The organism is Methylobacterium ajmalii (assembly GCF_036448855.1).
Taxonomy (GTDB): domain Bacteria; phylum Pseudomonadota; class Alphaproteobacteria; order Rhizobiales; family Beijerinckiaceae; genus Methylobacterium; species Methylobacterium ajmalii.
The window spans coordinates 14,524-29,314 of sequence record NZ_JAZFXT010000066.1 but is presented as its reverse complement, the minus strand read 5'-3'; the positions used below and the strand labels follow the sequence as shown (position 1 = coordinate 29,314).

The window sequence follows — 14,791 nt, the reverse complement described above, 5'->3', positions numbered from 1 at the left end:
GTCACGATCCTTCCACGCAGGCCGCCAGCGTCACGATCGCGTCCGCGGTGGCCGACCAGTAGGTGCCGTCCCGCATCTCGGCGATGGCCGTGATGGTCTGGGAATCGGCCAGGCGAATCCGGGTATTGACCGCGGCGCGGCCGGCGCGCGGTCCCAGATGCAGCGTGACGACGTGCGGCTGCGGGTTCTTGTCGTTGAACACCGCGATGCGACGGACGAAGTCGGTCTCGCTCATCGGGCTCTCGACGGTGACGGCGAGCGGCACGGTGTTGCCGTTCTCGACCAGCGGCGGCATGTCGAGGTGGATGCGCCCGGTCCGGATCGGCGCGCCGCCGGTGAAGCGGCGGATCGCCTCCACGGTGGCCTCCCGGGTCGGCCGGATGATCGCGGCTTTGCCCGGGCGCACCAGCGCCACGGTGAGCAGGCCGGCGCCCCCGGCGAGGATCGTGCGGCGGTCGAGCACGGCCGTCATGGCGTCGCGGATCCTCCCTTCAGGGTGACGAGGTAGGCGATCACGTCCTCGATCTCGCCCGCCTCCAGCACCGGCCGGTCGCGCCACGCGGCCGCGACCCGGATGCCGTCGGTCCGGTAATAGGAGGGCATCAGGGTCGCGGGGTTCAAGACGCGTCCGTCGACGAGACGCAGCCGCAACTGGCCTTCGGAGAGCCGCGCGCCGACCTCCGCGAGATCGGGCCCGAGATCGCCGGCCGGCGCTATGCCGCCGAGGCCGGTATGGCAGAGCGGGCACAGGCCCTTGCGGGTGTCGGTGGCGATGGCCCGCCCGCGCGCGGCGTCGCCGGTGCGGCCCCCGAGCGGGTCGGGGATCGCGTCGCCGACGATGGTCGCGGGCGCGAGCGCCGTCTGGGACAGGGCGAGGAGCACGGCCAGCCCCCGCCTCACCCGAACACCGCGGCGGTGATGGTGCGGTACCACTCCTCTGCGTAGACCGCCTCCTTCTCGCGCACGGCGTCCGGCGCGTCGACCGGGCTAGTGCCCCCGGCGCCCTCGACGTCGGCCAGCACGCCGTTCGCCGGATGGTAGACCCCGGCGACCGAGATGCCGTAGCCGGGCGCGACCAGGCTGTAGCAGGTGTTGATCAGCTTCGGCGGCTCCGGCGTCCGCCCGGCCAGAAGATCGATCACCGCCTCGGCGCAGACCTTGGCCTGCGCGTTCGCCGCGAAGGCGGATTTCGGCATCGCCCCGGCGATGGCGGCGTCGCCGACGACGTGGATGCCCGCCACCAGCCGCGATTCGAAGGTGATGGGGTCGATCGGGCACCAGCCCGAGCGGTCGGCGACGCCGGCCGCGCTCGCGATGGGGGCTGCCCGCTGGGGCGGGATGATGCAGGCGACGTCGGCCTTGTACGTCTCGAAGTCGGTGGCGACCGTCATCGCCTTCACGTCGACCGAGGAGACCTGTCCTCCGGCGGCGAGCGGCACGTAGTCCAGGATGCCCGGATAGAGCGCCGCCCAGGCCTGCTGAAACAGCTTCTGCTTCGAGAAGGTGTCCTTGGCGTCGAGCACGATCAGCTTGGCGCGCGGTTTGCGGGTCTTGAGGTAGTGGGCGATCAGGCTCGCCCGCTCGTAGGGCCCGGGCGGGCAGCGATAGGGGTTGCCCGGCACCGCCAGCACCACCGTGCCGTTCTCGGGCATCGCGGCGAGCTTTCGCGCCAGCAATTCGGTCTGCGCGCCCGCCTTCCAGGCATGCGGCATCACCTCGGCGGCGGCCGCGTCGTAGCCCGATAGCGCGTCGAAGCGGAGCGCGATGCCGGGCGAGAGGATCAGCCGGTCGTAATCGAGGCTGGTGCCGTCGGCAAGCCGGACCCGGCGCGCCGCCCCGTCGATGGCCTCGGCGCTGGTGCGGGCGAGCGTCACCCCGCTCGCCCGCAAGGCGTCGTAGCCGAAGGCCTGCGCCGACATCGGCCGCAGGCCCGCGATCACCTCGTTGCTGAACGGGCAGGCCCAGTAGGTCTCCGACGGCTCGATGAGCGTGACGGCGTGGCCGGCCCGGTGCAGGACCCGCGCCGCGGTGGCGCCGCCGAAGCCGCCGCCGACCACGACGACGCGCCCGCGCGCGCCCTGCGCCAGGGCGGGACGGGGCAGGGCGGCGGCGGCGAGCCCCGCCAGCAGCGCGCGACGGCCGAGTTTCGTCACTGGCCGCCTCCCGCGATCCAGGCGGCGATCGCCCGGCTCTCGTCGTCGGAAAAGCCCTTGGCGATGCGGTTCATCACCGTGGCCGGGCGGGCGCCCGACCGGAAGGCGGAAAGCGACGCCGCGATGTCCTCGGCCGAGTGGCCGGCAAGGCTCGGCACCGCCCCGCCGGGGGCGCCGTGGCAGCCAGAACAGGACGAGGCGCCCGGCGGCGAAGCCGCCGCCGGGGTGGTGGCGAGGAGAACGAGGAGGAGCGAGGCCCTCACGCGCGCTTCAGGTCCGTGTGGCGCGCCGGGATCTGGCGCACCCGCTTGCCGGTGGCGGCGAAGACCGCGTTGAGCACGGCGGGGGCCGCCACTGCGATCGTCGGCTCGCCGACGCCGCCGATGAAGCCGCCGGACGGCATCAGGATCGCCTCGACCTTCGGCATCTCGTCGAGGCGCAGGACGGGATAGGAATCGAAGTTGGTCTGCTCGATCCGCCCGTCCTTCACCGTGCACTCGCCGTAGAGCGCCGCCGACAGGCCGTACACGAAGGAGCCGGCGACCTGCGCCTCGATCTGCTGCGGGTTGATCGCCACGCCCGGATCGGTGGCGGCGACGATGCGGTAGACCTTGATCTTGCCGTCGTCGGCGACCGAGACCTCCGCGGCGGCGGCCACGTAGCTGCCGAAGCCCATGATCTGGGCGAGGCCCCGGTGCACGCCCGCGGCCGGCTTGGTGTCCCAGCCGATCCGCTCGGCCACCGCGTTCAGCACGGCGAGGTGCTTGGGGTGTTTCTCCATCAGCTTGCGCCGGAAGGCGAGCGGGTCCTTTCCTGCCGCGTGCGCCACCTCGTCGAGGAAGCATTCGAGGTAGATCGCGTTCGGGTTGGTGTTCACCCCGCGCCAGAAGCCCGGAATGATCGGCGGGTTGCGCATCGCGTGGTCGATGAGGAGGTTTGGGATCGTGTAGCCGATCGCGGCCTCCGCCCCGCCCGGGTTGAGCCCCTGGAACACCACCGGGTCCTTGCCGTCCGGCGCCAGCCGTCCCGGGATGATGCCGGCCAGGATCGACTGGCCGGAGATCCGCATGTGCAGGCCGGTGAGGTTGCCCCCTTCGTCGAGGGCCGCGCGCATCCGGCACTGGGTGACCGGGTGGTAGCGGCCGTGGGTCATGTCCTCCTCGCGGGTCCAGATCAGCTTGACCGGGGTCCCGGGGAGTTCCTTCGCGATCAGGACCGCCTGGCGCACCCAGTCGTGGGTGGCGCCGCGCCGGCCGAAGCCGCCGCCGAGATGGATCTTGGTGACGTCGCATTGCCGCGCCGAGAGGCCGGCCGCCTCGGCCGTCGCGGCGAGCGCGGCCTCGCCGTTCTGGGTCGGGGTCCAGACCTCGCAGCGTTCCGGCGTCCAGCGCGCCGTGGCGTTCATCGGCTCCATCGTGGCGTGGTTCTGGAACGGGTAGGCGTAGGTCGCCTCGACCACCTTGGCCGCGCCCTTCAGCGCTGCGCCCGCGTCGCCGGCCTTGTTGCCGACGAAGGCCTCGGAGGCATCGAGCCCCTCCTTCAGCGTCGCGGCGATCGTCTCGCTCGACACCTTGGCGTTCGGGCCCTCGTCCCAGACGATCTGGAGCGCTTCGACGGCCTGCTTGGCGCGCCAGAACGTGTCGGCCACCACCGCCACCGCGCTGTCGCCGACCCGCACGACCTTGCGCACGCCGGGCATCTTTTCGACCGCCGCGGCGTCGACGCTCTTCACCGTGCCGCCGACGACCGGGCAGTCGCGGATCGCGGCGTTGAGCATGCCCGGCAGCTTGAGATCGATGCCGTAGACCTGCGAGCCGTCGGTCTTCTCCAGCGTGTCGAGGCGCTTCACCGGGTGGCCGGCGATCGTCCAGTCCTTCGGGTCCTTGAGCGGCACATCCTTGGGCACCTCCATCCGTCCGGCGGCGGCCGCCACCTTGCCGAAGGTGGTGGAGCGACCGGACGCCGGATGGTGGATCACGCCCTTCTCGACCCGGCACTCGCCGGGCGAAACCTTCCACTCCGCGGCGGCGGCCGCGACCAGCATGGTGCGGGCGGCCGCGCCCCCCTGGCGCACGGCGACGTAGGATTCGCGGATGCCGCGGCTGCCGCCGGTGGAGAAATCGCCCCAGGCGCGGTTGCGGGCGAGGTTCTGGCCCGGGGTCGGGTACTCGGTGGTGACGCGGGCCCAGTCGCAGCCGAGCTCTTCGGCGACGAGCTGGGCGAGGCCGGTGAGCGTGCCCTGGCCCATTTCCGAGCGGGCGATGCGGATCACCACGGTCTCGTCCGGGCGCACCACCACCCAGGCGTTGATCTCCGGGGTGGCGGCATCGGGCGCCGCGGCGGCGCCGGGCAGGTCGAAGCCGAGCGCGAGGCCGCCGGCCGCGGCGGCGGAGCCGGCGAGGAAGAAGCGGCGGGACAGGGCGGGGAAGGCGGTGTCGGTCATCAAAGCCTCCCTCAGCCGCGGCCGGTCTCGCCGCCCTCGGCGGCGAGGGTGATGCCGGCGAGCACCCGGTTGTAGGTGCCGCAGCGGCAGATATTGGTGATCTCCTGGCGGATCTCGGCCTCGCTGGGCTTACGGTTCTGCGCCAGCAGGGCGGCGGCCGCCATGATCATGCCCGACTGGCAGAACCCGCATTGCGGCACGTCGAGCGCGGCCCAGGCCTTCTGCACCGGATGCGAACGGTCGGGGCTCAGGCCCTCGATGGTGACGATCTTCTGTCCCGGCTCGACGCCGGAGACCGGCAGCGAGCAGGACCGCACCGCCTGCCCGTCGATATGGACCGTGCAGGCGCCGCACTGCGCGATGCCGCAGCCGTACTTGGTGCCGGTGAGACCGACCTGCTCGCGGATCACCCAGAGCAGCGGCGTGTCGGGCTCGGCCTCGACCTCGCGCACGGAGCCGTTCACGGTCAGGCGTATCATGGGCGCTTCCGTTCGGGTTGTCCGGCGCCGAGCGACGCCGTGGGGAGAGGGCAGCCGCGTGGGGCGCAGCCGGGGGCGTTGTCTCGCACCTTTTAGCGATAACAACTTCGCGGCGGCCGGCTGTGTCTGTCAATTGACGGATGCGCGAGCGGGGTGCGGTCAACCGTGGATCGCGTGCCTTCGCGGGCCGGGCCTGATAGTGTGGCAGGATCGTTTCACGCCGCGAGCAGCGTTTGACCCTCCACGTCACGCCCGACAGCCCGCTCCCCCGCCGCTTCACGGCCGGCGACCTGCGGCTGATGCTGGAATCCGGGATCCTGCGCGAGGACGAGCGGATCGAACTCCTGGACGGCGAGCTGGTCGAGATGGCGGCGAAGGGCTTCGCGCATGACGTCGTGAAGAACGCGCTGATGCGCCGTCTCGTCCCGGCGCTCCCGGACACGATCTATCTCGGCATCGAGAGCACGCTCCAGCTTCGGCCGAGCCTGCTGGAGCCGGATCTTCTGCTCGCGCCGATGAGCGCCCACAGCGCCTCGCCCGAGGGGTTCTGCACCATCTCGGGTTCCGAGATCCTGCTGGTGATCGAGGTGGCGGCCTCCAGCCTCGCCTACGAACGGGGCCGCAAGGCGGCGCTCTCCGCGCGGCACGGGGTGCGGGAATACTGGGTGATCGACGCGCAGGAGCGCACGGCGAGCGTCCATCGCGAACCGGCGGCGGCGGGCTACCGGGACGTGGCGGAGCTGCCCCGGGAGGTGATCCTGCGGCCGCAGGCGGATGCGCTCACGGCGCTCGGCGTGCCGCTCGCGGCACTCGGCTGACGCGCCTTACGTCCGCTCCGCCACCGTCTTGCCGCCGTGCTTCTGGCGCAGGGCGTCGATCTGCTCCTCGGCCTGGCGGAAGGCGGCGAGGCTCGGGCCGGTCAGCTCGCGGGCGCTCGGCAGGCGGATCTTCATCGGGTCGACGAAACGGCCGTTGATCGCGACCTCGTAATGGACGTGCGGGCCGGTCGAGAGGCCGGTGGTGCCGACCGCGCCGATCACCTGGCCGAGGCGCACCCGGGCGCCGGGGGCGATGCCGCGGGCGATCCGGGCCATGTGGTTGTAGGCGGTGGTGTAGCCGTTGGCGTGCTGGATCTCGACCCGGTTGCCGTAGCCCGACCGGGCCCCGGCCGACACGATGGTGCCGTCGCCGGTCGCCATGATCGGGGTGCCGCGGGTCGCCGCCCAGTCGACGCCGTTATGGGGCCGCGAATAACCGAGGATCGGGTGCAGGCGCAGGCCGAAGGGCGAGGAGATCCGCCCCTCGGCGACCGGCCGGCGCATCAGGAATTTCTGGCTCGAGCGGCCGTTCGGGTCGAGGTAGTCGACCTCGGACGTGCCCGGCACCCGGTAGCGGTACAGGCCGTAGATCTCGTCGTGGACGCGCAGGCCCACGTAGAGCAGCTCGGGCCGGGCATCCTCGTCCTCGGTGAAGAACAGCTCGGCCCGGTCGCCCGCGCCGGTGCGCTGCTGGAGGTCGGTGGAGGTGGCGAGCGCCATCACCATCTCCTCGATGATCGGGCGCGGCACGCCGTTCTTGAGCGCGGTGCCATAGAGGCTCTCGTACAGGGTGACGCCGGATTCCTCGTCGTTGTCCTGCGCGGCGCCCGGCCGGGGCGGGGCCACCGAGACGAAGCCGCCGCGGTCGTTGGCCGCCACGATCTCCTGGATGCCGTCCTCGCCGTAGAGGGTGACCCGGGCGATGCCGCGGCTCTCGCCGCCCCCGGCCTTCGCCTCGTGGTCGCCCTCCGGCGCGATCAGGAGGCGGACGTGCTGGCCCTCGGACAAATCGGTCCGCGCCCGCTCGCTCAGGGCCGCCGTCAGGGCGGCGAGCCGGGCCGGGCCGGCGCCGTTGCGCTTGAGGAGGTCGGCGAGGCTCTGGTCCTTGCCCAGCACCAGGTCGCGCTCCTCGAACAGGCGACGGCCGGCCTCCTCGCCCGCGGTCGCCGTCTCGGCGATCTCGGTCAGGTTCTCGGGCAGGATCCGCACCTCGATATTGCGGAACCGCGCCTCCGGCCCGGCCTCGTCCGGGACGGCCGCCGGCCGCAGGGCGCGGGAGAGCAGGCCCTCGGCCGGGAAGGCCGGCGGCAGCGCGCCGTTGGCGAGGGTCTGGGTCTCGGCCACCATCGCGTCGACCTCGGCGTCCGACAGGGCCGGGGCATCCGCCTCCAGCGGCGCCTCGGCGAGCGGGCTGCGCACCAGGGTCACGGCGGTCTCGGCCGGGTCGGAATCGCCCTCCTGGGCCGGCGGCGCCTCGATCCGGGCGCCGCGCAGGGGATCGAAGGGCGGCACCGGCACGTCGGGCGCGCGCAAGGGGAGCTCGGTGGCGATCTGCACGTAGGAGTGGACGCGGATCACCTCGCGCTCGCCGGCGCGCTCGCTCATCGGCGCCTTGAAGGCGGTCTTGGCCGCCACGATCATCTCGTCGCGCACCAGCCGGTCGCCCTTGCGGGCCGCGTCGCCCGCGCCGCCGTCGCCGTGGGACGGCACCGCACGCTCCGGCGGCACCGGCACGATGCCGTCCACGGAGGCGAGCGAGAGCGCGAGGCCGATGAGGCCGGCACCGGCGACGGCGGTGAGCAGGCTGCCGGCGAGCCAGCGCAGGTTCAGCGCCTGGCGGGGGGGCGAGGCGGGACCGGAGAGGGAAGGGGCGTCGGCGAACACGGAGGACGAATCGGGCCTTGGCGGTGGGACCCGCCCTTGGCGCCGAAACCGTGACCGTTTTGAGACCCGGCCCGCGACCCTACTCGGCCGCCGCCCGGGGCGCGTAGCCCAGCCGCCCGTTCAGCTCGGCGATGAGCTCCGCCGCCGCTTCCGCGATCACGGTGCCGGGCGGGAAGATCGCCGAGGCGCCGGCCTGGCGGAGCGCCGCGAAGTCGCCCGGCGGGATCACGCCGCCGACCACGATCATCACGTCGGGGCGCCCCGCCTCGTCGAGGGCGCGCTTGAGTTCCGGCACCAGCGTCAGGTGGCCGGCGGCGAGCGACGAGACGCCGACGATGTGGACGTCGTTCTCCACCGCCTGGCGCGCCGCCTCCTCGGGGGTGGCGAAGAGCGGCCCGATATCGACGTCGAAGCCGAGATCGGCGAAGGCCGACGCGATGACCTTCTGGCCGCGATCGTGCCCGTCCTGGCCCATCTTGGCGACGAGGATGCGGGGACGGCGCCCGTCCGACTCCTCGAAGGCCTCGACCAGCCCGCGCACCCGCTCGACCGCCGCCGACATGCCGCCCATCTCCCGCTTGTAGACGCCCGAGATCGCCCGGATCTCGGCCCGGTGCCGGCCCCAGGCCCGCTCCAGGGCCTCCGAGATCTCGCCGACCGTGGCCTTGGCCCGCGCCGCCTCGACGGCGAGCGCGAGCAGGTTGCCGGAGCCCTTGGCCGCCTCGGTGAGCGCGGCGAGCCGCGCCTCGACCGCCTGCGCGTCGCGCTCGCCGCGCAGGCGCTTCAGCTTGTCGATCTGGAGCGTGCGGACGTTGCCGTTGTCGACCCGCAGGAGGTCGATCGCCCGGTCGCCGTCGGGCTTGAAGCGGTTGACGCCGACGATGACCTGCTGGCCCGAATCGATCCGGGCCTGGGTGCGGGCCGCCGCCTCCTCGATGCGCAGCTTCGGGATGCCGGCCTCGATGGCCTTCGCCATGCCCCCTAACGCTTCGACCTCGCGGATATGGGCCGAGGCCCGGGCGACGAGGTCCTGGGTCAGCCGCTCGACGTAGTAGGAGCCGCCCCACGGATCGATGATCCGGGTGGTGCCGCTCTCCTGCTGCAGGAAGAGCTGGGTGTTACGGGCGATGCGGGCCGAGAAGTCGGTCGGCAACGCCAGCGCCTCGTCGAGCGCGTTGGTGTGGAGCGACTGCGTTCCCCCTTGCGTCGCCGCCATCGCCTCCACGCAGGTCCGGGTGACGTTGTTGAACACGTCCTGCGCCGTCAGCGACCATCCGCTCGTCTGCGAGTGGGTGCGGAGCGCCAGCGACTTGTCGGATTTCGGCGAGAAGTCCTTGACGAGGGAGGCCCAGAGCAGGCGCGCCGCCCGCATCTTGGCCACCTCCATGAAGAAGTTCATCCCGATCGCCCAGAAGAACGACAGGCGGGGAGCGAACTTGTCGATGTCGAGCCCCGCCGCCATCCCGGCGCGGATGTACTCGACGCCGTCGGCGAGCGTATAGGCGAGTTCGAGGTCCTGCGTCGCTCCGGCCTCCTGCATGTGGTAGCCGGAGATCGAGATCGAGTTGAACTTCGGCATGTGGGCCGAGGTGTAGGCGAAGATGTCAGAGATGATCCGCATCGACCCGGCCGGCGGGTAGATGTAGGTGTTGCGGACCATGAACTCCTTGAGGATGTCGTTCTGGATCGTGCCGGCGAGCTTTTCCGGGGCTACGCCCTGCTCCTCGGCGGCGACGATGTAGAGCGCCAGCACCGGCAGCACCGCGCCGTTCATCGTCATCGACACGGTCATCTCGTCGAGGGGGATCCCCGAGAAGAGCGTCCGCATGTCGTAGATCGAATCGATCGCGACGCCCGCCATGCCGACATCGCCCGAGACCCGCGGATGATCGGAATCGTAGCCGCGGTGGGTCGCGAGGTCGAAGGCGACCGACAGGCCCTTCTGCCCGGCCGCCAGGTTGCGGCGGTAGAAGGCGTTCGAATCCTCGGCCGTGGAGAAGCCGGCATATTGCCGGATCGTCCACGGCTGGGTCGCATACATCGTCGGATAGGGCCCGCGCAGGAACGGCGCGATGCCCGGATAGGAGCCCGCGAGATCGAGGCCCTCCCGGTCCTGCGGCCCGTACGCCGCCTTCACCGGGATGCCCTCGGGCGTCATCCACGGCTCGGCGACCGACGCGGCGGCGCTCGCGGCCGCGGCCGGCGCGAAGGCGATTTCCGAGAAATCCGGGATGCGGGTCATCGGCCTGCGGCTCTCGTTGCTGGCGTTCCTTGATCGGAACTTATAGGCGCGGGTCCGCCCGCGGCCAATGGGCGGAAGGTCGAGGGGTGGCGCGCCTCAGGGCGTCTCCGAGCCTCCGGCGATCCGCTCGCGGGCCCGTGCCCGGGCCCAGTCCCGGCGCCGCTGGTCGGCTTTCGCGTCGGCGGCTTCCCGCTCCGCAGGGACGGTGGCGTAGAAGTCCGCGACCGCCGCGCCGCCATGGATGCGCTGGCCGCGCCCCGCCTCGTGCCGCAACCGCCAGCAGCCGAGCGCCTGGCGCTCGCCGTCGCTGCGGGCGCGGGTGCAGGCCTCCGCCCGGTTCTGGCGGGGAGAGGCTTCGGTCGCGCTCGCGGGGACGATCGGCGAGAGCGGCGCGGCGAGGGCGAGGAGGGCGAGGAGGCAATGGGACAGCGACGGCTTGCGGAGCATTCCGGACCTTTCGTATGGGGAAGGCCTCGAGCCTAGAGACCCCGCCCCATGCCTGCAACCTTGCCGGGTCCTCCGGTCCCGGCGCCACTCGACGGTGACGCGAGGGCACCGGACAGCGCGGCTCTGGGCGCCGCTCGCGCGCCTGTCCGCCCGGGATGCGCGCCTGGGAGAATGGGCGCGGGCGCGCGGCCCGGTGGCGGCGGGCGTCTACGAATTCCTGCGCTTCGGCGTGAAGCAGGGCTGGGCCTGCCTGTTCGGCGGGGCGCTGTGCGGGCTCCTGATCCTCACCCACTTGCTCTACCCGGCCGGCGCGCCGCTCGCCCGCTACGATTTTCTGACGCTCGCGGCGGTCGCCATCCAGGTCGCGATGCTGGCCTTCCGGCTTGAGACCTGGGAGGAGGCCAAGGTCATCCTGGTCTTCCACGTCGTCGGCACCGCCATGGAGCTGTTCAAGACCAGGATGGGCTCGTGGATCTATCCCGAGCCGAGCCTCCTGCGCCTGGGCGGCGTGCCGCTCTTCACGGGCTTCCTGTATGGCAGCGTCGGCTCCTACCTCGCCCGGGTCTGGCGCCTGTTCGACTTCCGCTTCACCCGCCACCCGCCGCTCTGGACGCTCGCGATCCTGTCGCTGGCGATCTACGCCAACTTCTTCACCCAGCACGTCGTCGCCGACCTGCGCTCCGTCCTGTTCGCGGCGGCCGCCCTCCTGTTCGGCCCGGCGGTGATCCACTTCAAGGTGTGGCGGGTCCACCGGCGGATGCCGCTGTTGCTGGGCCTCCTTCTCGTGACGCTGTTCATCTGGTTTGCCGAGAACATCGGCACGGCGACGCGGGGCTGGATCTACCCGCACCAGGCCGCCAGCTGGGCCGCGGTGTCGCCGCAGAAATTCGGCTCGTGGTTCCTCCTGATGATCATTTCCTACACCCTGGTGGCCGTCGTCAGCCGGCCCAGGCACGTCGCGGCCGGCAGGGCGATTGACGCCGTGCCGGCCCGGCCCACTTGCCCTAGGGCAGGCCCCGCCCCGGCGAGGTCCATCACGGAGTGAGACAACCGGTGCCCGATCGCTTCCTGAGGATCGCCGTCGCGGCGGCCCTGGTGCTGCTCGCCCTCTTCGTGGCGCAGCCCTACGTGACGAGCCTCATGTTCTCGGCCGAGGCGCCGCGGGCGGTGACGGCGCGGGGCGACCTCGCCCCCGCCGAGGCCTCGACCGTGGCGCTGTTCGAGCGTGCCGCCCCCTCGGTGGTCTACGTCTTCGCCAAGCCGCGCCAGGGCATGATCTCCTTCGATCCCGAGACCGGCGAGCGCCGGCAGGGCGGGGGCGAGCAGACCGGGTCGGGCTTCGTCTGGGACGCGGCCGGTCACGTCGTGACCAACAACCACGTCATCCAGGGCGGCGGCGAGATCCAGGTGCGGCTGTCGACCGGCGAGGTCGTGCCCGCGACGCTCGCCGGCACCGATCCGAACTACGACCTCGCGGTGCTCAAGCTCGGCCGGGTGACCGCCGCGCCGCCGCCGATCGCCATCGGAACCTCCGCCGACCTCAAGGTCGGGCAGTTCACCTACGCGATCGGCAACCCGTTCGGCCTCGACCACACCCTGACGACCGGCGTGGTCAGCGCCCTGCAGCGCCGGCTGCCGACCGCGGAGGGTCGCGAGCTCTCGGGCGTGATCCAGACCGACGCGGCGATCAACCCGGGCAATTCCGGCGGGCCGCTGCTCGATTCCGCCGGGCGGCTGATCGGCGTCAACACGGCGATCTTCTCTCCCTCGGGCGCCAGCGCCGGCATCGGCTTCGCGATTCCCGTCGACGTGGTCAACCGCGTGGTGCCGAACCTGATCCGCACCGGCCGCACCCCGAGCCCGGGCATCGGCATCGTGGCGGCGAGCGAGGACGCGGCGGCGCGTCTCGGCATCGACGGCATCGTGGTGGTGCGGGTGCTGCCGGGCTCGCCCGCCGCCCAGGCCGGCCTCCAGGGCGTCGATTCGTCGAGCGGGGAGCTCGGCGACATCATCATGGGGGTGAACGGCCGCCCGGTGCGGCGCCTTGCCGACCTGACCGCGGCCCTCGAAGCGAGCGGTGTCGGCCGCGGCGTCGCGCTCCAGGTCGAGCGCGACGGGCGCGCGATCACCGTCACGGTCACCCCGGCCGACATGGGGCGGGGCCGGCGCTGAGCGGCCGTCCCCGCTCGCCTCGCGCGGGGCGGGGCGCTATCCTGGCGCCGACCCGTCGCCGAGCCTCGATCCCGTGACCGCACGTCTCCCCGTCGCCTTCGTGCTGGCTGCCCTCGCCATCGCCCCGGGCGTCCTCGCGCAGCCCGCCCTGGCCGGCGAGCGCGGCGCCCGCCCGGCGCGCCTGTGCCCGCAGGACGCGCCGCCCGGCGTGCGCCTGCCCGACCGGCCCGAATGCCGCGAGGCGCTCGAGGCCGTGCGCGCCGGCAGCGCGCCGGGCTTCATCGATCTCGGCAACGGCACCTCGCTGCGCGTCGGCGGCCGCGCGGCCTACGAGTTCGGGGCGCGCACACGGTAGGCGGCCCCTGCGACCCGGGCGCGCCGGAACCCTCCGGGCCGCCCCGCATTCGCTCCTCGACCGAGACGGAGGGCGCGGGTGATGGGCGCGACAATCCTTGCGGCCTGCGAAGGCCGCCATTGGCGCTACGAGATCGCCGAGCACGCCGACGGCTACGTCGTGCGCATGCGCGACCTCGATACGGGCGACGTCGAGACCGAGGGCGTCACGGTGTTTCGCACCATGCCGGTGGCCTTCGCCTTCGCGGAGATGTCCGCCGCCTACGACCGGTTCACCGCCTCGACCGAGGACGAGCCCGACGACTTCGAGACCGCGACCGACTTCGCGGTGAGCGAGCGCGCCTTCTGCGACCTCAGCACGCTTTTGTGCGACGGCGGCGTCTCCGGCAGCCTGGTCCAGGCCTGGGAGCGCCGGCCGGCCGGGGGGCCGCGCCAGACGCTGCACTGACCCGTCCAGACCCGAGCCCGACCTGTCAGGACCCGAGCCGCGCCAGCACCGCGCGGGCCGCCCGCTCCCCGTCGAGTGTCGCGCCGCCCACCGTCATGGCGCCCCCGCCGGCCGCGGCCTCGCCGGCGAAGAACACCCGCTCGGCGAGGGGGACCTGCAGGGCCTCGCGGGCGGCAAGCCGCCCCGGCCGCGCGACGGAGTAGCTGCCCCGGCTGAACGGATCGGTCCACCACGCGGCGAGCCGCCCGCCCGACACGGCGCCCCGGATCTCGGCCCCGAACACGCTCGCCAGATGGTCTGTCGCCGCTGCTAGCGCGGCCGGCTCGCCGGCCTCGCACAGGGCGCGGGCGCCGTCGCCGCCGCAATGCAGCACCGCCAGCGGCCTGTCGAAGGGCCGCATCTCCAGGTAGGCGGTGAAGCCTGGCGTGCCGCTCGTCAGGATCACGGCGTCGCGAAGATCCTTCGCCTTGGCCGGGTCGAGGGCGAGGCCGATCTTGGTGTAGGCGCCCATCCCCAGCCCCGCCACGGCCGCGGCGGTCGACGCCGGCAGGTCCGGGGTGAAGCGCAAGCTGCCCGCCGCCAGCACGCCGACCGGCACGGTGACGATCGCGCAGGCCGCCCGCAGGGTGCCGCCCGGCGTCTCGACCGCCACGCCCGGGCCGCGCCAGTCGATCCCCGTCGCCGGCATGCCGACGCGCACCGGCAGCTCGGCATAGTGGCGGGCGACGAGGGCGCCGTACCCGTCGACCCAGATGTCGTCGCCGGACCAGAGCTGGTCGTAATCCGCGGACGACACGCGGTCCGGCTCCTCGCCGAGGGTGAGGCGGGTGAGCCCGGTCGCGGCGGCCCGCACCGCCTCGTCCTCGCCCGCCACGGCCTGCGCCACCGCGCGGTCCGGCCCGGCCGGATGGTCGAGGAGGCCGCTGACCCGCCCGAAGCCGGCCCGGCGACGCCGCCGCTCGTCCTCGCTCGCGCGCACGCCGTCCTTGACCAGCACCGGCCAGGACCCGGTGGTCTCGTCGCTCGTGCGCACGCCCGACGCCCGGACGATCTCCCGCCAGGGGTTGCGCTCGGCCCAGTGGACGTATTGCGCGCCGGCATCGAAGCTCCGCCCCGCGCCGAGGGCGGTCTCGGTGAAGGCGCGCCCGCCGATGCGCTCGCGCGCCTCCAGCACCACCACGCCGTGGCCGCTCCGGCGGATCGCCGCCGCCGCGGCGAGGCCGGCGGCACCGGCGCCGATCACCACGACCTCCACCTCCGCGGCGGCGCGGGCCCTGGCGGAGGCGGCCAGCACGGCCGCGCCGGCCAGGAGGGAGCGACGCGACAGCGTCATCCCGGTTCTCCGAGTTCG

The 14,791-nt window shown here is 73.0% G+C and carries 15 protein-coding genes; 5 read left to right on the top strand and 10 right to left on the bottom strand.

The window, feature by feature from the left end:
• Position 1 precedes the first annotated feature (1 nt).
• The 6 genes from V3T34_RS27080 to V3T34_RS27055 are packed head-to-tail and all read right to left on the bottom strand — an operon-like array spanning position 2 to position 5,075.
• Positions 2-472: a SoxY-related AACIE arm protein gene (locus V3T34_RS27080; protein ID WP_305077294.1), complete on the bottom strand. Its 471-nt coding sequence runs from the start codon at positions 470-472 to the stop codon at positions 2-4.
• Positions 469-900, bottom strand: coding sequence for a sulfur oxidation c-type cytochrome SoxX (gene soxX / locus V3T34_RS27075; protein WP_305077293.1), 432 nt, complete (start codon positions 898-900; stop codon positions 469-471). Before soxX ends, V3T34_RS27080 begins: the two co-directional genes overlap by 4 nt.
• Complete coding sequence (locus tag V3T34_RS27070; RefSeq protein ID WP_305077292.1) at positions 897-2,153, bottom strand: NAD(P)/FAD-dependent oxidoreductase; 1,257 nt, start codon at positions 2,151-2,153, stop codon at positions 897-899. Before V3T34_RS27070 ends, soxX begins: the two co-directional genes overlap by 4 nt.
• Positions 2,150-2,416, bottom strand: a complete 267-nt coding sequence (locus V3T34_RS27065; protein WP_091884530.1) for a c-type cytochrome — start codon at positions 2,414-2,416, stop codon at positions 2,150-2,152. The genes V3T34_RS27070 and V3T34_RS27065 overlap by 4 nt, the downstream gene beginning before the upstream one ends.
• Positions 2,413-4,596, bottom strand: a complete 2,184-nt coding sequence (locus V3T34_RS27060) for a xanthine dehydrogenase family protein molybdopterin-binding subunit (RefSeq protein WP_305077291.1) — start codon at positions 4,594-4,596, stop codon at positions 2,413-2,415. The genes V3T34_RS27065 and V3T34_RS27060 overlap by 4 nt, the downstream gene beginning before the upstream one ends.
• Before the next feature lie 11 nt (positions 4,597-4,607).
• A complete protein-coding gene (locus tag V3T34_RS27055; RefSeq protein ID WP_060848715.1) occupies positions 4,608-5,075 on the bottom strand; it encodes a (2Fe-2S)-binding protein in 468 nt (155 codons plus the stop codon).
• Between the two features lie 233 nt (positions 5,076-5,308).
• Between V3T34_RS27055 and V3T34_RS27050 the strand changes: the two genes are divergently transcribed.
• Positions 5,309-5,893: a Uma2 family endonuclease gene (locus tag V3T34_RS27050; RefSeq protein WP_305077290.1), complete on the top strand. Its 585-nt coding sequence runs from the start codon at positions 5,309-5,311 to the stop codon at positions 5,891-5,893.
• A gap of 6 nt (positions 5,894-5,899) precedes the next feature.
• On the opposite strand, the gene V3T34_RS27045 is transcribed toward V3T34_RS27050, so the two are convergent.
• The 3 genes from V3T34_RS27045 to V3T34_RS27035 form a co-directional block, all read right to left on the bottom strand.
• Complete coding sequence (locus V3T34_RS27045; protein WP_305077289.1) at positions 5,900-7,777, bottom strand: M23 family metallopeptidase; 1,878 nt, start codon at positions 7,775-7,777, stop codon at positions 5,900-5,902.
• Positions 7,778-7,856: 79 nt separating this feature from the next.
• Positions 7,857-10,019: a methylmalonyl-CoA mutase gene (gene scpA, locus V3T34_RS27040; RefSeq protein ID WP_305077288.1), complete on the bottom strand. Its 2,163-nt coding sequence runs from the start codon at positions 10,017-10,019 to the stop codon at positions 7,857-7,859.
• 96 nt (positions 10,020-10,115) lie between these two features.
• Entirely contained in the window at positions 10,116-10,466 is a 351-nt protein-coding gene (locus V3T34_RS27035; RefSeq protein ID WP_305077287.1) for a hypothetical protein, read from the bottom strand.
• Between the two features lie 94 nt (positions 10,467-10,560).
• Here V3T34_RS27035 and V3T34_RS27030 point away from each other — a divergent pair, with 94 nt between their 5' ends.
• From V3T34_RS27030 to V3T34_RS27015, 4 genes are all read left to right on the top strand, one after another.
• Complete coding sequence (locus V3T34_RS27030) at positions 10,561-11,511, top strand: DUF817 domain-containing protein (RefSeq protein ID WP_305077286.1); 951 nt, start codon at positions 10,561-10,563, stop codon at positions 11,509-11,511.
• Positions 11,512-11,519: 8 nt separating this feature from the next.
• Positions 11,520-12,638: a S1C family serine protease gene (locus tag V3T34_RS27025; protein ID WP_060848722.1), complete on the top strand. Its 1,119-nt coding sequence runs from the start codon at positions 11,520-11,522 to the stop codon at positions 12,636-12,638.
• Between the two features lie 73 nt (positions 12,639-12,711).
• Entirely contained in the window at positions 12,712-12,993 is a 282-nt protein-coding gene (locus V3T34_RS27020; RefSeq protein WP_305077285.1) for a hypothetical protein, read from the top strand.
• Positions 12,994-13,074: 81 nt separating this feature from the next.
• On the top strand, positions 13,075-13,440 hold the full coding sequence (locus V3T34_RS27015; RefSeq protein WP_060848723.1) for a hypothetical protein: 366 nt from the start codon (positions 13,075-13,077) through the stop codon (positions 13,438-13,440).
• A 25-nt stretch (positions 13,441-13,465) separates the two neighbouring features.
• Here the strand turns inward: V3T34_RS27015 and V3T34_RS27010 are convergent, their stop codons facing one another.
• The gene (locus V3T34_RS27010; RefSeq protein WP_305077284.1) at positions 13,466-14,773 is read right to left on the bottom strand and encodes a flavin monoamine oxidase family protein; all 1,308 of its coding nucleotides are present in this window, start codon (positions 14,771-14,773) and stop codon (positions 13,466-13,468) included.
• Between the last annotated feature and the right edge of the window lie 18 nt (positions 14,774-14,791).

Coding starts and splice junctions, on each gene's coding strand:
- V3T34_RS27080 (WP_305077294.1), bottom strand. CDS start 472: ATGACGGCCGTGCTCGACCGCCGCACGATCCTCGCCGGGGGCGCCGGC.
- V3T34_RS27060 (WP_305077291.1), bottom strand. CDS start 4,596: ATGACCGACACCGCCTTCCCCGCCCTGTCCCGCCGCTTCTTCCTCGCC.
- V3T34_RS27055 (WP_060848715.1), bottom strand. CDS start 5,075: ATGATACGCCTGACCGTGAACGGCTCCGTGCGCGAGGTCGAGGCCGAG.
- scpA (WP_305077288.1), bottom strand. CDS start 10,019: ATGACCCGCATCCCGGATTTCTCGGAAATCGCCTTCGCGCCGGCCGCG.
- V3T34_RS27035 (WP_305077287.1), bottom strand. CDS start 10,466: ATGCTCCGCAAGCCGTCGCTGTCCCATTGCCTCCTCGCCCTCCTCGCC.
- V3T34_RS27015 (WP_060848723.1), top strand. CDS start 13,075: ATGGGCGCGACAATCCTTGCGGCCTGCGAAGGCCGCCATTGGCGCTAC.
- V3T34_RS27010 (WP_305077284.1), bottom strand. CDS start 14,773: ATGACGCTGTCGCGTCGCTCCCTCCTGGCCGGCGCGGCCGTGCTGGCC.